This window comes from Candidatus Pelagibacter communis, from assembly GCF_001179985.1.
In the GTDB taxonomy this organism is placed as follows: Bacteria; Pseudomonadota; Alphaproteobacteria; order Pelagibacterales; family Pelagibacteraceae; genus Pelagibacter; species Pelagibacter ubique_J.
This window is the reverse complement of sequence record NZ_CVSI01000058.1, coordinates 314,610-333,730: the sequence shown is the minus strand read 5'-3', so window position 1 is coordinate 333,730 and position 19,121 is coordinate 314,610. Positions and strand designations below refer to the sequence as shown.

The following is a 19,121-nucleotide window of genomic DNA, read 5'->3' as shown; positions in this document are numbered from 1 at the left end:
TTATTCGTTAGAATATCCGTATTTACGTAATCTTACATCACCAGTTCTTGCATGAGCTTCCATGCCTTCGTATCTTGAAATTCTAGCAGCTGCAGAACCAACTTCTTTTGTAGACTCCTTTGTCATTCTTTGAAAACTTAATGTTTTTATAAATTTACCAACAAACAATCCTCCAGTATATTTACCAGCACCTTTAGTTGGTAATATATGATTGGTACCAGAACATTTATCACCATAAGCAACAGTTGTTTCTTCCCCGATAAATAACGAACCGTAGTTTTTTAATCTCTTATGAAACCATTCAAGATTTTTAGTTTGTATCTCTAAATGTTCAGGTGCATAGTCATCACTCACTTTTACCATTTCTTCATCCGTATCACATAAAATAACTTCACCGTAATCTCTCCAAGCAGCCTCTGCACTTAACCTTGGAACTTCTGGAAGTTTCTCTATTAATTCTGGAACTCGTTTCATAACTTCATCTGCAAGTTTTTGGCTTGTGGTATATAACCAACATGGAGAATTATATCCGTGTTCAGCTTGACCAACTAAATCAACGGCTACAATCTCTGGATCTGCAGTTTCATCTGCAATAATTCCAATTTCTGTTGGACCAGCAAATAAATCAATTCCAACTTTTCCAAATAAAATTCTTTTAGCTTCAGCAACAAATTGATTTCCAGGACCAACTAAAATATCAGCTGGGGCATTTCCAAACATTCCATATGTCATTGCAGCGATAGCCGGAACTCCACCAAGATTTAAAATTACATCAGCGCCACATAAATTTGCTGTATAAATTATAGAAGGGTGGGCACCAATTCCTTCTTTAGGGGGACTACAAGCAATAATATTTTTAACACCAGCAACTTTTGCAGTTGTAACACTCATTACTGCAGATGCTATGTGAGCATATCTTCCACCTGGGATATAACAACCCGCAGTATTAACAGGTACTAACTTTTGACCAGCGTATAATCCATTTGATAATTCAACTTCAAAATCTTTTCCATAGTTTGCAAGTTGAGCTTCTGCAAATTTACGAACTCTATCGTATGAAAATTTAATATCGTTTTTAGTTTTTTGATCTAAATTTTTATTTATTTCCTCTATTTTTTCTTTTGAAACAATTATTTCTCCATCATATTTATCAAATTTTTTAGTTAATTCTTTACAACCTTCTTCTTTTGATTTTTCCAATTCTTTTAAAAGATTTTGAACTATATCTTTTGTTTTAGTGTCATCTGTTGATGCAGTTTTAGATGCTTTTTTTAAATATTTAATTGTCATTTTTACAAATTTATATTGTTTTATTAATCTAATGCAACAACTGCAGCAGCAATAGAAGCTAATCTGGCTGTCGCTTCATCCGATCTACTTGTAATAACCACTGGTACTTTTCCTCCAATTACAACACCGGCTGCACAAGCTCCCATAAAATAAATCATCATTTTTACTAAAGCATTTCCACTTTCAACACTAGGAACTAAAAGAACATCAGCATCCCCTGCAACTACATTTTTAATACCTTTAATTTCAGCAGATTTTTTTGAAATACAGTTATCAAAAGCTAAAGGACCAAATACATCTGCATCTAAACCTTCTTTTTTTGAAAGTTCGGTAATTTCTTTTGCCTCCATTGAACTTTGAATACTATCTAAAACTTCTTCCGTTGCTGATAAAACAGCAATCTTAGGTCTATTTTTTCCAATTCTTTTTGAAAAATCTATAACGTTTTTTAATATATGCATTTTTGTTTTTACATTCGGTAAAACATTTAAAGCACCATCAGTGATTATTAATGGCTTATCATCTTTTTCTAAAGTCATGTGCCAAACATGACTTAATCTAGTTTTGCCAAGAAGTTTATATTCTCTTTTTAAAACTTCTTTCATCAATATATCTGTATGAATATGACCCTTTACTATAATCTTTACTTTGCCCTGCATTGCAAGTTTAGCAGCAACTGCTGCTGTATTATTTTCTACTGGCTCATGAATTACTTCATAACCAGAAATATCAAATTGAATTTCATTAGCGCATTTTTGAATTTGATCTTTATCGCCAATAAATATTGGTTTAATTAAATCTTCTTTAACAGCATCCATTACAGATTGCATAGGAAGAGGTTTTCCAGCATTAACAATTGCAGCTGTTGCACCTTTCTTCTTTAAAGATGCATCTAGTAAATTATTTGGACAAATTATTTGTTTATTAGATAGCATTTAGTTTTTTTAAATCTTCCATAATACTTTTTGGTATTGGAATATTCTTTTTCATATTTTTTTTATATCTTTTTTTTGTGCCTTCACCAGGAAAATTTATTTCTTTAACTCCTTTGATTTTTGGTAATTTCTTTATAATTCTTATGTTCTCTTTAATTCTTTTAATATAATTGCTTCCAATAAAAATATTTGGTTTTACAGCCATAAATAAATGTCCAACATTTTGTGGTCCTTTAAAATCATCAAATGGATCTCTTACTTTACCCCCATGATTTGCACCAGTCATTACACCACTTAATATATCTACCATCCAAGCTAAACCCGAACCTCTAAATCCTGCGATAGGTAACTGTACACCTTTAAGAGCTTTAATTGGATCTGTAGTTGGCTTTCCATTTTTATCTAAAGCTACACCTAAAGGAATTTTATGACCTAAATTAGCCGCTACCCTTATTTTACCTCTATTAATCATTGATACTGATGTGTCTAAAATAAACGGAACCTTTCCACCTGAAGGTGTTCCAAAACAAATTGGATTTGTTCCAAATAAAGTTTTCTTTGATCCGTAAGGTGCAATAGCTGGCGGTGCATTTGTAAAACACCACACCATTAAATTTTTTTTAACAGCTTGTTCGACAAAATAGCTAGATAAACCGTAGTGACCAGAATTTTTTACACCAACCATTCCAATTCCGGTTTTTTTTGTATTTTTTATTAATGATTTAATAGCGATATCAGCTGCAACAAATCCAATGGAGTTATTAGCATCTACATATGAAATCGAACTAGATATTTTTTTTATTTTAATTTTTGGTTTTGGATTAATAACTTTTCTATCAATCCTATCACAATACATCTTAAGTCTTGATAACCCATGAGAATGTGCACCAACCAATTCTGCATTGATTAAAGCTTTAGCACTAATCATGGCATGCGTTGAACTTAAACCTCTATCCCTTAGTACTTTAATAATTATGTTTGTTAATTTTTTTGCATTAGCCATAAAGCATCCTGACTTAAAAAAAAGATCTTACCACTAACTGGATGGACTTGTATGTCTCTAATTCTTCCGATTTCTCTTTTAAATATGACTTCTTCTTTAACATTTTCTAAGTTGGAAAAATCAAGTTTTCTAAGTGACATGTCTTTTAGAGATGTAATTAAAGCATGACCATTCCACTCTTTAAATTCTTCACCTTTATAAATTGTTATTGCACTTGTTGCAATTGAAGGCACCCAATATTTAATAGCTTTTGTATAGCCAGGTAACCACTTTGGTCCAATTTTAGTTCCGCTGTAATTTGTTCCACCCCAACCAAGAACTTTCCAACCATAGTTTTCTCCTTTTTTAATTTCACCAAACCAATCTCCACCTCTTGCTCCATGGTTACTTGCATAAATTTTTTGATCGAAAGGGTTTAATGTTAAACCTTGTGGGTTTCTAACACCTATTTGAAAAATTTCAGGTAGCCAATCTTTTTTATCAATAAACTTTGGATTATCTTTTGGAATACTTCCATCAATATTAATTCTAATTATACTTCCAGGATGTTTTGTTGGATCTTGAGCTATCATTCCTTCACCTCTTTCACCAACTGATGCAAAAAGATAATTGTCTTTAATAGCTAATCTTGACCCAAAGTGATATCCAGAATTTATTGGTGGAGTTGCAACAAAAATATTTTTAAAATCTATTTGATCTTTATTAAATTTCCCTCGTGCAACTGAGGTTGTTGTTTTTGATTTTCCATGATCTTCAGAATAACTTACCCAAACTACCCCGTCTTTATATAAGACATCTAACAAACCACCTTGACCATCTTCTAACACTTTTAAGTTATGTTTAACCTCGGTGATAGAACCAGTTTCGATATTAATTAATTTTAAATTACCAGATACTTCAGTTAAAAGTATTTCATTATTAGATACAAATGTGGATCCCCAAGGACTTCTAAAATCAGCAATCTTTTTAAAATTTAATTCTGCTGCTTCAGATGAAACTGAAAATAAAAATATGATTAATGTAACTTTTTTCCACATTGTTTAATTTATATTTATTAAAACTTACCTTTAATCCAATCTTTGTATTTTTTTGCAGCTTGTTTTGGTTCTAGCAATATACCATTTTCCACTGGACCAATACAAAACTCACTCTCATAAGTATAATTATATTCTGTTAAATTATGTTTAAAATAGGTAGAACCTTTTAAATTTGCTGTGCTCGCTTGTTCGATGTAATTATTTAAATTTATCTCAAATTTATCTACTGACTTAGATGAATTTACATTTTTTACAAATTTTGATCTTAACACATCAGATATTGTAAAATTTCCTGTTCCTACTTTAAAAGCTTTCTCATTATCGTATCCGGCAGATGTATGAACAGTCAATTTCTTTTTATTTGTATCAATTTTTATAAACATAAAAAATTTTCCACCTGTAACTTCAGAATATTTGTTAGCTCCTGTGTCTTCTAATATATTATTTACGCACTTGTAATAGTATTTATCGGCTTTGGATTCAGTAAAAATTAAAATACAAAAAATAAAAAAAAATATAAATTTTTTCAGTTTTTATCCCTTTCCTCTCCACGGTATTGTTTTATCTATTATCTTTCTCAATGTAACATCGAATAATAGTCCCAGCATACCCATAATAAATATGGTTATCCAAATAACTTCATATTGAAAATATTTTTTTGCAACATTTTCTACAAATCCAATACCTGTAGTTCCTGCTAAAAACTCTGCTGCAACCAATGTTCCCCAACACATTCCAACAGCAACTCTAATTCCTGTTAAAATTTCAGGTAAAGAGTTTGGAAATATTACATATCTTAATATTTGTTTTTTTGATGCTCCAAGGGAGTGAGCAGCATGAATTTTTGATAATTGAGTTCCAGATGCACCAGCTCTTGCAGAAATAATCATAATAGATAATGAAACCATAAATAATAAAAATACTTTTCCAGTATTATCTATTCCAAGGACTGAGATAATTAGTGGAGCCCAAGCTAAAGGTGGTACAGGTCTATAAAGCTCAATTAATGGATCAAAGAAACCTTTAGCAAAACGATTTAATCCCATAAATAAACCTAAAGGGACACCAATTAAAATTCCAAAGACTAAACCTAAAAATACTCTTAAAAAAGAATCCCAGATATGTCCATAAGGCACTGGAATTTTGAATAATTTGAAATCACCTGTAACAACTTTTAAAACTTTTCCCTTAAAGTTTTGTTTAACAACACCATCAGATGAATGAACTGGGTATTCTCCTGGTAAAATATCTGCAATCCAGTCAGGTAAAATAAATCCAACTATCTTACTAACATCCATCATATCAATCCAAAGTAATGGAATATTTTTGTAACCAACGCTTGGTTTTGACATTAAGATAAACTTATTTAACGTATCAGATGGTTTTGGTAACCATCTACCAGATCCTTGCTCAGAACAACTGGTTCCACTAGAAACAATTGTTCCAGCAGGGAATAAAAATATATCAACAAATCTTAAACCACCTTGTTCTGATTTTTGAAGATTATCAAACTCAACAATTGCATTTTGCATTTCATTAAGAGCGCTTGGTGGATAAATACTTGCAAATTCTATTCTTCTTGCAATTTTAACAATATCTTTTGCATAGTTAGATGCTATTTCTTCTGCATCACTTAAATCTTTTCGATATGCTTTTATATCTTCTTTAAGTTGTTTAATTGAATTTTTAAATTGTGGATTATGATTTCTTAATTTAAAAAATTTATCATTAATAGTTGTAAGCTCTTCTGCAGCAGCTTGGAATTTCAAACCTCTATCAGTTGCAGCAATTAAAGGAACTTCTATAGTATTTTCTATTGATCCAGTTCCTGCTTGTACCTTTATAATTCCCCAATCACCTTGTTCAGAAACTGCAATTTGTCTTGCACTTTTTTCATCAGGTGTTTCAAATGGATAATCTTTCTTTTTAAAGTTTGAACTTAAAAGTCTTAACTCATCAGTCATTTCTTTAATTTTTATTTTAGTATCCATCTCCATTAAATTTTCATTTGTAAGTAATGGAATTAACTGAGATGTTTTATTTACAAAACCAACTAATATAGTTTTTTGCTGTGAGTTTAATTGTTGTGAACCTTGTATTTCGTTACTTATTTTACTTAAATTTTTATTTTCAATTTTTATAATAGAGGTACTTTTGAATTCTCTTTCCTCAATTGGAAATTGATATTTTAGCCCAAGTAAAGACTCATTAACTTTAGCAACCTGACATAATTCATTTGCAGATTTTGGATAAAATCCTTTAGCGATATCCCACGAATAATAAAGCCAGACAAGTAATATTGCACTACTTCCAACAATAATCCAGTGAGTACCACCTTTAGCTCTTTCAGGATTACCAAAAACAGCATCAACTTTTTCTGTTTTAATTAATCTTCTTCCGTAAAGAATACATCCAACAATGGATACAAGAATTAAAATAGTTATGGATTGGGTTAACATTTAATTATCTTTCCCCATTATTTCTTCTTCCATATTCCAAATCATAGATAGAATTTCTTCTCTTTTAGATGAGAACTCTTTATTTTTTTTAATTTCTCTTAAATCATCTTTTAATCCCATTTCTGCAAATGGAAGTTTATACTCTTTATGTATTCGACCTGGCCTTGGTGCCATGACATATAATCTTTCACCAAGTAACAAAGCTTCTTCAACTGAGTGGGTAATCAGTATGATTGTCTTTCCAGTTTCTTTCCAAATTTTTAAAACTAATGACTGCATTTTTTCCCTCGTTAATGCATCTAGTGCACCTAAAGGTTCATCCATTAAAATTAAATCTGGATCATTAATTAAACATCTTGCAAGAGCAACTCTTTGCTGCATACCACCAGATAATTGATAAGTAGGTGTGTTGCCAAATCCTTTTAGACCAACTATTTCTAACCACTCATTAACTTTTTTTTGCGTTTCCTCTGGATCTTTCTTTTTCATTCTAAGACCAAAGTTTACATTTTCAGAAACTGTCAACCATTCAAACAGAGCGCCTTGTTGGAAAACCATTCCTCTATCAACTCCAGGTCCGTTAATTTCATTATTACCTAATGTAATTGTTCCAGAAGTTGGTCTAATAAAACCAGCTGCAATATTTAGTAAAGTTGTTTTTCCACATCCCGAAGGACCTAATACAGTTAAAAGCTCACCTTTTTTGATAGTAAAATTTAAATCTTTTAATGCATGAACAGTCTCTCCCTTAGGAGATTTAAAAATCATGTTTAAATTCTGTGAAACTAAATCACTCATAAGATGACTTTATATTAAAATTCTAATAAAAAAAATAGGCACCAATTAGAAAATTGGCGCCTATTTAATTTTAATAAACCTTTAGATTATAAAGGTAAGAAACTAGTGTCTACGTTTCCTCTTGGTGTTCCCATTCCTTTTAAGAATGCATCAAGATTTCCTTTAGTCATAGACTGTTTAGTCTCTTCAGGTGTTAAAAATTTGAAACCACTTAAAGTTTCTTTCATATCAGCAACTTTCATTTCTGAAGCTTTTGACATAGCGTTCATGTCGCTTTTACCATTTCTATATCTTTCATTAGCTTCGTGAGTTACTTCAATAAAAGTTCTTAGCATACCTGGGTTTTCCTTCATAAACTTTGTAGTTACTGAAGTAATATCTATTCCAAGAATACCAGCATCTCTTGCTTCTTGAACTGTAAGTAATCTAGTACCAACTGCAGTTGCAGCTTTGATTGAATTACCACCAAATAAACATGCCATTACAACATCACCGCTTACTAAAGCAGCAGCTCCTTCTTCAGGATCCATTTGAATGATATCCATTTTTTTTCTGTCAGCTCCAACAACTTTCATACTTTCATCAAAAAACGTATTCAGCCATTGTTCCTAGTGGTACAGCAACCTTTTTACCTTCAAGTTCTGTAGCATTAGCTTTTGTAATACCAGAGGCATTTGAAGTTACGCAAGTTGTTCCGCCCATTCCATATTCCATAGCTATATCAACAAGCTTAATTGGCGCTTTTGATTTAACTGCGTTAATGAAAGGTACTAAACCTTGTGAATAAGAAATATCAATATCTCCAGCTAACATTGCATCAGTCATTGCTCCACCGTTTGTGAAGTTTGTCCACTTAACTGGTACACCTAATGCTTTTGCAAAGTTTTTTTTCATCATGTCCTCTAAATTCGGACTTGGCCATTCTAAGAAGTAAGCAACTCTAACTTCTTTTGCAGCTGAATTAGCAACTGAAATAGTAAGGTTAAGAGCTAAAATAGTTCCAAGAATAAAACTTAATATTTTTTTCATTTATTCCTCTCCTTATTTAAATTTATAAAGAGCATTAAAGTTGAAAAAGAGACCAAAGTAAACGATCTTATTGTATGGTTTGGGGCGACACAATTATCTATTCAATTTCAAGTTGTATCAAACTATTATAATTTTATAGTTAAATTAAATGATTTAGTCTAAAGATTAGAAATATATAAAAATGAGTCAAAAACCATCAATACCAAATTCTTTAAATGAACATTGGATGCCATTTACATCCAATAAAGATTTTAAAGAAAGACCAAGATTAATTACAGAAGCAAAAGGTGTTTATTTAAAAAATCACGAGGGTAATACGCAAATTGATGCAAGTTCTGGTCTTTTTTGTAATCCATTAGGTCATGGTAGAATGGAAATTATTGATGCAATTACAAATCAATTAAAAACTTTAGATTATGCTCAACCGTTCCAACAAGGTTTTGGCGGATCATTTGAATTAGCAACTAGAATTTCAAAACATACACCAGGAAATTTAAATAGAATTTTTTATACAATATGTGGATCAACTGCTGTTGAAACAGCAATTAAAATTAGTATCGCTTATCATAAAGCAAGAGGAGAAGGACAAAGATTTAGATTTGTTGGAAGAGAAAGAGCTTACCACGGTATGAATATTGGTGCCACTTCAGTAGGAGGAATGATTAATAACGTAAAAGCATATGCAAGTGTGTTGATGCCAGGAGTTGTTCACATGAGACATACACATTTAGACGAACATAAATTTATATCTGGTCAACCTGAAACGGGTGCAGAAATTGCAAATGATCTTGAGAGAATTTGTACAAACTTTGGAGCTGAAAATATTGCAGCTTGTATAGTAGAACCAATTGCAGGATCTACTGGAACATTAGTTCCGCCAGTTGGATATTTGCAAAGACTTAGAGAACTTTGTGATAAACACAATATTCTTTTAATTTTTGATGAAGTTATTACAGGATGGGGCAGAACAGGTTCAACTTTTGGTGCACAAGAGTTTGGCGTAACTCCAGATATAATGACAATGGCAAAAGCTACAACAAACGGAATTGTTCCTTTTGGTGTCGTTGCATGTAAAGAAGAAATTTATGATGCAGTAATGGATAATTCACCTAAAGGAGTTATAGAACTCTTCCACGGTTATACTTATTCTGGAATTCCAATATCTGTTGCAGCAGCTTTAGCAGTTCAAGATATATTTGAAAAAGAAGACATTTTTAACAGAGCAAAAGAATTAGCCCCTTATTTCCAAGAAGGTTTATTCTCATTAAAAGATATTGATGTTGTTGAAAACATTAGAGGATATGGAATGATGGGTGGTATCGATATTAAGATGGATACAAAACCAGGTAGAGCAGGTCTTGCAACATTTAAACATTGTTATGATGCAGGAGTAAATTTCAAAGCTACTGGAGACTGCTTAATTATTGCACCAATGTTTATTTGCGAGAAAAAACATATTGATGAAATAATCGATAAGCTAAGAACAGGAATTACGAATTATAGTAAAAGCAAAAAGAATTAATTTTCTATATGAAAATTGGCGTCCCAAAAGAAATAAAGCCTCAAGAAAATAGAATTGGATTAACTCCTGATAGTGTCAAAGATTTAGTATCAAATGGTCATGATGTTTTAGTTGAAAATAATGGTGGGTTTGAAGCAGGATTTGATAATTCTGCATATACATCTGCAGGTGCAAAAATAATAGACAAAGCTGAAGATATTTTTAACGACTCTGACATTATTGTAAAAGTAAAAGAACCGCTTTCTAATGAAGTAAAAATGATCAAAGAAAACCAAATTGTTTTTACTTATCTTCACTTAGCTGCTGCAAAAGAACTAACGCAAGGACTAATTAACTCTAAAGGTATTTGTATAGCCTATGAAACTGTCACAGATCAAAATGGAAGATTACCACTATTAGCACCAATGAGTGCAGTTGCAGGCAGAATGTCGGTTCAAGCAGGTGCGCATTGTTTAGAGAAAAATCAAAAGGGTAGAGGAGTTTTATTAGGAGGAGCACCCGGAGTAGAAGGTGGTACAGTTGTAATTTTAGGCGGAGGTGTTGTAGGAGAAAATGCTGCTGATATTGCCACTGGCATGTTAGCAAAAGTTCACATTGTAGATAAATCTGAAAAAAGATTAAGTGAACTATCTAAAAAATTTGGTGATAAAATAATTCCTCAGCAATCAGATAATATTGATTTAAAAAAACTAATTTCTGAAGCAGATCTATTAGTTGGGGGTGTATTAATTCCAGGTGCAGAGGCCCCAAAATTAGTTACAAAAGAAATGCTAAAATTAATGAAGAGAGGTTCTGTTATAGTAGATGTTGCAATTGATCAAGGAGGTTGTGTTGAAACAAGCAAGCCAACTACTCATGCAAACCCAACATATATTGTTGATGATATTGTTCATTATTGTGTTGCTAATATGCCTGGAGGTGTTCCAAGAACATCTACACTTGCATTAAATAAAGTAACATTACCTTTTTTAAATAAATTAGCTAAAGATGGTTATCAAAAAGCTTTAAAAGATGATCCAAATTTTTTAGCAGGTTTAAATGTTTGTAAAGGCAATGTTACCTATAAAGCTGTGGCAGATACTTTTGGACACAAATTTCTTTCTCCAACTGAAGCGTTAAATTAAATGAAAAAATATTTAAAAATAATAATTTGTTTCGCTTTAATTTTTAATCTTAATAACAAAGCCGAAGCTTTAACTGGCATTGGTCCTATTAAATTTAGCACTCAGACTATGAATGATTTTTTTGCATATCTAAGGGGTGATGGCAATCCATCAGGTGATGTAGGTAAAAGACAAGGGGAGCCATTAAGTTTTGCAGTAAATCCAGAAGGAACAACATCGTTTTATTTTTATTGTCCAACGAAATTTGGTAGTGGCGCTTGTGCTCCAGCCTCAGCTAAAGCAGTTTCCATGTGTTCTAAAAGAAGTAAAGCAAGAGGTGGCAGTAAATGTAAATTATTTGCAAGAGGTTATAAAGTTGTTTGGGGCGGAACAAACATAAAATTTTCAAGAAAATATGATGAGGAAGTAGTTAGATCAGTTTTCAAACAAAATAGATGGTATGGATCTACAAATCAAGAAATTAGCTCCTCAACTAAAAAAATTACAGCAACAGCAAAACATAAAATTGATAAAAATATATTTATAAAAAGGTCAGCAAATAATGAGGATCAGGCAAAAAAACTTGCATTGGATGCTTGCAAACTTACTGTCAGTTCTTGGAGTTCAAAATCAGAAGCGATGAACAATTGTTATATTGCGAGCATTAATGGAAAAGAAATTAAATCAAAATTTACAAAAAAAAATGATACTGTTGAACAATTGCAGGATATTAAAAAAATGTTGGATGAGGGTTTAATCACTGAGGCAGAATTTAAAAAACTCAAAGAAGAAATTCTAAATTAATTAATGAAAAAACTACCAAGTTCAGCAAAAGTTGTTGTTATTGGTGGTGGGGTTGTTGGATGCTCTTGCGCATATCATTTAGCGAAATTTGGTTGGAAAGATGTCATTCTTTTAGAAAGAGATAAACTTACATCGGGTACCACTTGGCATGCAGCAGGATTAGTTAGTCAATTAGGTCCATCTGCTACAATTACAAAAATTAGAAAGTACTCTTTAGATCTTTATAAAGAACTTGAAAAAAAAGTAGATCATTCAGCAGGACTTCGTTTGAATGGCGCAATGTCAATTGCTCAAGAAGAGGGGAGATGGCAGGAATTAAAAAGGCAAGCAACTACCGCTCAACTTTATGATGTTAATGTTCAAATTTTAAATAAAGACGAGATTAAAGATAAAGTTCCTTTAATTAAAAATGATGACTTATTAGGAGGCATTCTTATGCCTGGCGATGGTTCAGGAGACCCATCTGGTATTACACAACTCCTTGCAAAAGCAGCAAGAGCTGAAGGTGCTAAAATTTTTGAAGATTCTCCTGTTGAAGACATACTAGTTAAAAATAAAAGAATTGAAGGCGTTGTCGTTAATGGTCAAAAAATAGAATGTGAATATATTGTTTTAGCAACTGGAATGTGGTCGAGACAAATTGGAGAAAAATTAGGTGTAAGTATTCCATTATATCCTGCTGAACACTTTTATGTAATCACAGAACCAATTAAAGAAGTTCCAAAAGATTTACCAGTAATAAGAGATTTTGATAGCAGAACTTATATTAAAGAAGATGCTGGTAAATTATTGTTAGGAATATTTGAAGGAAAATCTATTCCTGCATTTGATAAAACAAACAAAGTTCCTGAAGACTTTTCTTTTGGTGAATTTCCAGAAAATTTTGAACATTTTGAGCCTTACTTAACAGCATGTATGAAAAGATTTCCAATATTAGAAAAAGTTGGCATTAGAAAATTTTTTGCAGGTCCAGAATCTTTTACACCAGATACAAATACACTACTTGGTGAAGTTCCTGAGGTAAAAAACTTTTTCGTTTGTTGTGGATTAAATAGTATTGGAATAGCAAGTGCTGGTGGAGTTGGCAAAGTTACAGCTGAATGGTTAATGAATGGTCATATCAATGAAGATATATTTAGTTATGATATTAAAAGATTTCAAAAATTTCATTCAGAAATAAATTTTATTAAAGAAAGAGTTACTGAAACGCTTGGAGATTTATATGGAATGCATTGGCCATACAAACAACACAAAACTTCAAGGAATGTTATAACCCTCCCTTACCATGATGAATTAAAAAAACATGGTGCATGTTTTGGTGTTTCAGGCGGATATGAAAGACCGATGTGGTTTTCAAAAGATGAAAAAAATAAAGATTATAAATATAGTTACAACTATCAAAATTGGTATCCAAGTGCAGAATTTGAAACAAAAAATGCAAGAACTAATGTTGGATTATTTGAACTTTCACCTTTTTCAAAATTTGATTTAAAAGGAGAAAAAGTTCACCAAGAATTACAAATGTTATGTACAGCCAATATAAAAGATATACCAGGTTCTATTAAATACACTCAAATGCTTAATAAAGATGGAGGAATCGAAGCTGATTTAACTGTCATCTGTATTGATAAAAATTATTTTAGAGTAGTAAGTTCAGCTGCTAATCGTGAAAGAGATAAATTTCATATTTTAAAACATATTTCAAATGAAATAGACTTTAAGGATGTAACTGAAGATTATTGTTGTTTAGGTTTATTTGGGCCTAAAAGTAGAGAAATGATATCTTCAATTAGTAATAGTGATTTTTCAAAAGATAACTTTAAATTTGCAACTGCAAAAGAAGTTGAAATATCAGACATAAAAGTATGGGCTCAAAGAATTTCTTATGTTGGAGAGTTGGGTTATGAATTATATGTCAAAAAAGAAAATGCAAAAAAACTCTTTGAAATTTTAGTAACTGAGGGGAAAAAATATAATCTATCTTTATGTGGTATGCACGCAATGGATATTATGAGAATGGAGTCTGGCTACGTGCATTGGGGCCATGACATATCTCCTGAAGAAAATCAATTTGAGGCTGGACTTAATTTTGCAATTAGTTTTAAAAAAAATACAAATTTTATAGGAAGGGAAGCCTTGGAGAAAATTAAAGACAAAAATACTAATAAAAAACTTAAAATGATTATTTTAGAAAATTCTGAACCTGGAGAACCACTTCTGCTACACGATGAGCCTATATTTTTCAAAAATAAGATTGTTGGAAGGACCACATCAGGAAATTTTTCATTTAATTTTAAGAAAAACTTGACATTTGGCTATATTAACTCTGGGATGAGCCATCAGGAGATTGAAAATTCAGAGTTTGAAATTGAGGTTGAGAAGAAAAAATTTAAGGCTTCAATTTTAAAAAAACCTTTAAATTCAAAAAAACTTTCAGAGATCTAGGACATTTTGACTCCGGTTCAAGTTACAACCCATTTTGAACTTAAAATAAATTGATAATGTAACGAGCTTAGTGTTTAATAGGCATATGAGCACTGAAGTTGATAGCCTTAAAAACCAAACTGAACCTCAAAGAATTAAAAAACAGGAACAAAAAGTAGATATTAATATACTCTTAAATAGAGTTCGAGGAGAAGAAAAAAGAGAAAGAAAAGAAAATTTATTATTTCTTGGTCTCATAGCTTCAGTAATCATCGTAACTGGCATTATAGCTTCATTATAAAACTATAATATTTAGTATTTTTGTAATTAAATTTACGAATTCTTTTCCATTAATCTTTCTAATCTCATCGACTTCAGTCATTACTTTCGTTTGATCTTTTGTATAACTTTCTGTGCCTGGTCCTCCAAAAATTAGATAATGGTTATTTTTATCTTTTGTTAATAATTTTTTATTTATTAATATTTTTAGCTTTCTTAGTACTGTAGGTCTTGGAATACCTGTTAATTCTGAAATTGTCATAGCATTTAGTCCTTGGTTTCCAAATTCATTAAGTCTTTTTATAAAAGCATCTTCTTTTTTTAAAATATTTTGATTTTCCTTAATTGATTTTGATAAAACTAAATTTTGATTGTAAACACAATTTCCCCAAATAGTCCAAGTTTCAATATCTCCAAATATCTTTTTCCATCTGGTAATTAAAGGGATTTGATAATCAAAAAAATATTGCCAGCACCTAGTAAAATTCTTCCTTATTTTGTCCTCTATTTCATTTTTAGGTATTTTATTTTTAAGTATTTTTTCTTTAGTTAAATAATCACTAAAGTGAGATATAACTCTTGATAAATTCTTTATAGAGTCTGTAGGTTTTTGAATTTCTTGACCTTTTCTTTGTAACAAAATTCTTTTTTTGATCTTGTTTATTGCTCCATCTTTTTCCAATTCCATCATTTTTCTTCTAGTGGTTTCTTTTGAAATGTTTAATTCTCTAGATAAATCAATTATGTTTATTTTAGGAATTTCAAAATTTTCTTTAGAATAAAATTCATCAAATGAATTAACAATAAAATGATCGTTATATCCTTTGAAGGCTTTATTTATTAAATATATTAAAATTATATACTTATCGAAATCTTTAAATCTCTTAAATGCAGCAGTAAGCCATTGTTGTTGAAAATAAAAAATTTCAGTAATAAGAAGATCATGATTTTTTTTAAAAACATAAAAGCTATCCTCAATCTGAATTTTTGATGAAAATTTTATTTCTTTATTTATCAATGACATTGGTTGTAAATAATATGAAAAAAGCCAATAATTCAAGATTAATAGAATAAATATTTGTTGAAATTTATTTTAATTACTTCATAAGTGTTTTGAGGGAAAAGTGGAATTTGTAAAAAATGTAGGACCCATAGGCATGATTTTCATCATGTTTTCTTTAGGTTTAAATTTAACTGTTAAAAATTTTTTGGAAGTAGTTGAAAAACCAAGAAATTTAATAATTGCTTTAATATGTCAAATGATGATTTTACCACTTATTGGAATTATAATCATATCCTTTTTTCCAATGCAGGCTGAATTTCAATTGGGCGTTTTCTTACTCTTAATTTTACCCTCGGCGGTTATGTCAAACTATGCCACAAAATTGGTTAAAGGAAATGTGGCTTTATCAATAACAATCACCTCCATCTGCGCTTTGATTTCTTTCATATCTATACCAATTTTTCTTAAGATATATTCTTCTTTCTTTGAAAATGTATCGTTTGATCTGAACTTATTGAAATTTTCAGTTAGAATGTTTTTATTTATTGCGCTACCTACATTTGTCGGAATTCTAGTTAGGGGAAATTTTAAAAAATTCTCTGAACGAAACAACTTAAGATTTGACAGAGCAGCCTTTTTTCTATTTATTTTTATAATAATTATAGCAATATTTACTGAAAGAGATAATCTTGGAGGATACTTTGCAGATGTAGGTGCGATCTCTTTTGTTGTAATTGTATCTATTTTAACTTCCGTATATTTGATAACTAAATTTACTCTCAAAGAGGTTAAAACACAAAGAACAATCATGATTGAAGCTATGTTACAAAATGGAGCTATGGGATTAATTGTTGGGGCTCAATTATTTCATGAACTTGAATATATGACACCAATTGCAGTATATGCTTTAATTCAATACGTTGCTTTGATGTTTTACATAGGAAATATTAACATAAATAGAATATCTAAAGCATAATGAAAAAGTTATTATTTATAATATTTGTATTTATATCAACCAATAATATTGCATACGCTGATTTAAACACTTTGGAGTGTCAAAATATATTAAGCAAAAGTAAAACTAATATAGTTTATGGGCAAAACTTTGCAAAAGAGGAAATGTCTCCTAACATTTGGTTATTTTTTCAAAAAATTATTTTAGATAAAGAGAAATTAAATATCATAAGTGTAGATGATGAAAAACCAATTAGAGAGTGGAAAATAAATTTAGTTTCAGGAGAAGCAATTTTAATACCAATGTTTGATCCATCATCAAAATGGTTATGCAAAATTTAATAAAATTTTTAAAATTTACTATCTTAATATACTTTGTTTTGTGTACATCAATAAATGCCAAAATTTATAAGCCAGGTGAAATAATTAATAATGGCGAGTTTGAGATTACTAAAAAATTTAAAATTAACTTATCTCCAGGTACATGGACAATTCTTAGAACAGAGGAGTTCAAGTGGGGTTATTTTGACTTTAGGATTTTTGGTGCTGGACGAATTGAAAATAACAAAGTTGTTGAATTCTGGGAAGTTGTTTGGGGTGACATGGGTGTAAGACTTCAAGGACAAATAGATCCTCTAATTTACTCTGCAGTATTTAAAGATAAATATGACGGCTGTTATGAAAGACCAGAATATTATTTAGTTAAGGTTGTAAAAGTTGGTCGATCACATAATTGCATGGTAATTTCACACTGGGATGTACAAAAGGAACTTTATGCACCAGATGATCCTTTTTCTAAAGTTAATTCAGCTCAATATAGAAAATACATAAGAGAAAATGGAATAAAATTTCCCCAAATGGGACTTAACTCTTATCACTCTTATTTCTCAAGACATAATTTATCCAATTGGTTCCAAGTTAACTATGTAGTTGATCCAGAATTATTGGAGGGACCTGTTAGTAAATTTTTAACCGAAGATGCGTCTGAATATCACAAATACAACATTGAGAAACATCCAAAACATAAAAAAACAATGGAGAAGTTTATCTCTATAGCTGCCAATTATCATAAAAAATTTGAAATAAAACAAAAAGCACAGAAGCACCATTTATTAGATCTAACTAGTTATGTGAATGAAGATATTCAAGTTAAGTCACCTAGTAAAGATATAGTGAAACAACTAAAGGAATTGAATGATTTATATAAAAGTGGAGCTCTAAGTGGATATGAGTTTGAAACAGCTAAAAAAAAATTATTAAATAATTGATTATTTAATTATAATACTAACCTAGAAACGCCAGCAAAATATGTACTTGATAAACAATATTTATAATTTCTTGTTTGAACGAAAAAAAATAAGTAGTATAAATCAATACGAATTTAATGGCGGGGTAGCTCAGTTGGTTAGAGCGCGGGACTCATAAGCCCGAGGTCAGTGGTTCGATCCCACTTCCCGCTACCAAATTAATGACATGCAATATTATATTTTTTTAATCTCCAATAATTATATGGCCAAGGTGTTAAAAAACCTACAATTAACATAATAGGTACTACCCACCAAGTTAGTATTGCACCACCAGTAAGATAGTAGTCAGTAACATTCATTGCAACTTCCATACTAATCATTGAAATAAAGCTCATTCCGATCGCTGTATTTAATGCTTTCAAAAAATTTAGTTTCTGTCTCATTAGAATTATAGTTTCAAGGATGATACTTGTAATTAATCCATTAATTATTGCTAATGTCATTATGCCTAATACAGGAAAAGGAATTTTTGTAAGCTGAAAAAATAAAATTGTACCAAAATCTCCTATTGAACATCCAAGTAAACACCATGCAGTGTTTTTTGCACTTCTATTCCACGTGTTTTTGCATGCCCAGTGAAAACTCGATACAGATGATTTTTGCATTAATTATTTTATATCAACTTTAGCAATCATGCCAATTTGATAATGACCTGGAACATTGCATGCAATTTCAATGTTCATTGCATTTTCAAACTTCCAAACAATGTCACCTTTTTCATTTGGCTCAAGTAAAACACTATTACTATGTGAATGACCCATTGACTTGTCCATTTTTGCCATTTTTTTCATTTTTTCTTTGTCAATTGAATCAGCTAGTAAAATTTCGTTTTCAACCATTTTTTCCATTTCTGGCTGATGTTTTTTGTGCATCATTGCATTAGCTATATTAAATTCATGAACTAATTCTCCAGCATTAACAACCTCAAATTTAATTGTTTCACCAGATTTTATGTTAAAGCTACTTGGCTCATAATAATTATCATACATTATAACTTTAATTGTACGATTAACTTCTTCAGACTTACCTAAGGAACCAATCATCATATTTTTATCAGCATACGATTTATAAGAAATTAATATAAACACAATCGTTAAAAATAATCTAAACATATCAGTATATTAATTAATAAATGATTATTTAAAAGAAGTTTTTTTGACACATTGTAATTTTT

General features: G+C 30.5%; 20 protein-coding genes and 1 tRNA gene. 9 read left to right on the top strand and 12 right to left on the bottom strand.

Annotated features, from left to right (window positions below):
* The 9 genes from hisD to AMN80_RS05640 form a co-directional block, all read right to left on the bottom strand.
* Positions 1 to 1,290, bottom strand: coding sequence for a histidinol dehydrogenase (gene hisD / locus AMN80_RS04115; protein ID WP_075520704.1), 1,290 nt, complete (start codon positions 1,288 to 1,290; stop codon positions 1 to 3).
* 23 nt (positions 1,291 to 1,313) lie between these two features.
* On the bottom strand, positions 1,314 to 2,225 hold the full coding sequence (locus AMN80_RS04110; RefSeq protein WP_075520703.1) for a bifunctional enoyl-CoA hydratase/phosphate acetyltransferase: 912 nt from the start codon (positions 2,223 to 2,225) through the stop codon (positions 1,314 to 1,316).
* Positions 2,215 to 3,228 (bottom strand): Ldh family oxidoreductase, encoded by a 1,014-nt coding sequence (locus AMN80_RS04105; protein ID WP_075520702.1) that lies wholly within the window; start codon positions 3,226 to 3,228, stop codon positions 2,215 to 2,217. The genes AMN80_RS04110 and AMN80_RS04105 overlap by 11 nt, the downstream gene beginning before the upstream one ends.
* Positions 3,207 to 4,265 (bottom strand): PQQ-dependent sugar dehydrogenase, encoded by a 1,059-nt coding sequence (locus AMN80_RS04100; protein ID WP_075520701.1) that lies wholly within the window; start codon positions 4,263 to 4,265, stop codon positions 3,207 to 3,209. Before AMN80_RS04100 ends, AMN80_RS04105 begins: the two co-directional genes overlap by 22 nt.
* 17 nt (positions 4,266 to 4,282) lie before the next feature.
* Positions 4,283 to 4,648 (bottom strand): hypothetical protein, encoded by a 366-nt coding sequence (locus AMN80_RS04095; protein WP_075520700.1) that lies wholly within the window; start codon positions 4,646 to 4,648, stop codon positions 4,283 to 4,285.
* A gap of 150 nt (positions 4,649 to 4,798) precedes the next feature.
* Positions 4,799 to 6,724 carry an ABC transporter permease gene (locus AMN80_RS04090; RefSeq protein WP_075520699.1) on the bottom strand — a complete coding sequence of 642 codons (1,926 nt, stop codon included), beginning with the start codon at positions 6,722 to 6,724 and terminating at the stop codon, positions 4,799 to 4,801.
* The gene (locus AMN80_RS04085) at positions 6,725 to 7,522 is read right to left on the bottom strand and encodes an ABC transporter ATP-binding protein (protein WP_179850278.1); all 798 of its coding nucleotides are present in this window, start codon (positions 7,520 to 7,522) and stop codon (positions 6,725 to 6,727) included.
* 86 nt (positions 7,523 to 7,608) lie between these two features.
* Entirely contained in the window at positions 7,609 to 8,097 is a 489-nt protein-coding gene (locus AMN80_RS05645; RefSeq protein ID WP_256997987.1) for a type 2 periplasmic-binding domain-containing protein, read from the bottom strand.
* 7 nt (positions 8,098 to 8,104) lie between these two features.
* The gene (locus AMN80_RS05640; RefSeq protein ID WP_256997986.1) at positions 8,105 to 8,551 is read right to left on the bottom strand and encodes a type 2 periplasmic-binding domain-containing protein; all 447 of its coding nucleotides are present in this window, start codon (positions 8,549 to 8,551) and stop codon (positions 8,105 to 8,107) included.
* Between the two features lie 181 nt (positions 8,552 to 8,732).
* Between AMN80_RS05640 and AMN80_RS04075 the strand changes: the two genes are divergently transcribed.
* The 5 genes from AMN80_RS04075 (at position 8,733) to AMN80_RS04055 (ending at position 14,705) form a co-directional block, all read left to right on the top strand.
* Complete coding sequence (locus tag AMN80_RS04075; RefSeq protein ID WP_075520698.1) at positions 8,733 to 10,073, top strand: omega-aminotransferase AptA; 1,341 nt, start codon at positions 8,733 to 8,735, stop codon at positions 10,071 to 10,073.
* An 8-nt stretch (positions 10,074 to 10,081) separates the two neighbouring features.
* Positions 10,082 to 11,197 carry an alanine dehydrogenase gene (ald, locus tag AMN80_RS04070; RefSeq protein ID WP_075520697.1) on the top strand — a complete coding sequence of 372 codons (1,116 nt, stop codon included), beginning with the start codon at positions 10,082 to 10,084 and terminating at the stop codon, positions 11,195 to 11,197.
* A complete protein-coding gene (locus AMN80_RS04065) occupies positions 11,198 to 11,980 on the top strand; it encodes a hypothetical protein (protein ID WP_075520696.1) in 783 nt (260 codons plus the stop codon).
* A 3-nt stretch (positions 11,981 to 11,983) separates the two neighbouring features.
* Positions 11,984 to 14,425: a GcvT family protein gene (locus AMN80_RS04060; RefSeq protein ID WP_075520695.1), complete on the top strand. Its 2,442-nt coding sequence runs from the start codon at positions 11,984 to 11,986 to the stop codon at positions 14,423 to 14,425.
* Positions 14,426 to 14,510: 85 nt separating this feature from the next.
* Positions 14,511 to 14,705: a hypothetical protein gene (locus AMN80_RS04055; RefSeq protein WP_075520694.1), complete on the top strand. Its 195-nt coding sequence runs from the start codon at positions 14,511 to 14,513 to the stop codon at positions 14,703 to 14,705.
* Here AMN80_RS04055 and AMN80_RS04050 read toward each other — a convergent pair.
* On the bottom strand, positions 14,700 to 15,707 hold the full coding sequence (locus AMN80_RS04050) for a helix-turn-helix domain-containing protein (protein WP_075520693.1): 1,008 nt from the start codon (positions 15,705 to 15,707) through the stop codon (positions 14,700 to 14,702). The two genes, AMN80_RS04055 and AMN80_RS04050, sit on opposite strands and share 6 nt — an antisense overlap.
* A 100-nt stretch (positions 15,708 to 15,807) precedes the next feature.
* Between AMN80_RS04050 and AMN80_RS04045 the strand changes: the two genes are divergently transcribed.
* From AMN80_RS04045 to AMN80_RS04030, 4 genes are all read left to right on the top strand, one after another.
* The gene (locus AMN80_RS04045; RefSeq protein ID WP_075520692.1) at positions 15,808 to 16,662 is read left to right on the top strand and encodes a bile acid:sodium symporter family protein; all 855 of its coding nucleotides are present in this window, start codon (positions 15,808 to 15,810) and stop codon (positions 16,660 to 16,662) included.
* Positions 16,662 to 16,982, top strand: a complete 321-nt coding sequence (locus AMN80_RS04040; protein ID WP_075520691.1) for a hypothetical protein — start codon at positions 16,662 to 16,664, stop codon at positions 16,980 to 16,982. The genes AMN80_RS04045 and AMN80_RS04040 overlap by 1 nt, the downstream gene beginning before the upstream one ends.
* Positions 16,970 to 17,908, top strand: a complete 939-nt coding sequence (locus tag AMN80_RS04035; RefSeq protein WP_179850277.1) for an SHOCT domain-containing protein — start codon at positions 16,970 to 16,972, stop codon at positions 17,906 to 17,908. Before AMN80_RS04040 ends, AMN80_RS04035 begins: the two co-directional genes overlap by 13 nt.
* 118 nt (positions 17,909 to 18,026) lie before the next feature.
* Positions 18,027 to 18,103 (top strand) — tRNA-Met (locus AMN80_RS04030).
* Positions 18,104 to 18,105: 2 nt separating this feature from the next.
* Here AMN80_RS04030 and AMN80_RS04025 read toward each other — a convergent pair.
* Complete coding sequence (locus tag AMN80_RS04025; RefSeq protein ID WP_075520689.1) at positions 18,106 to 18,552, bottom strand: DUF4396 domain-containing protein; 447 nt, start codon at positions 18,550 to 18,552, stop codon at positions 18,106 to 18,108.
* Between the two features lie 3 nt (positions 18,553 to 18,555).
* On the bottom strand, positions 18,556 to 19,059 hold the full coding sequence (locus AMN80_RS04020) for a cupredoxin domain-containing protein (protein ID WP_082256556.1): 504 nt from the start codon (positions 19,057 to 19,059) through the stop codon (positions 18,556 to 18,558).
* Between the last annotated feature and the right edge of the window lie 62 nt (positions 19,060 to 19,121).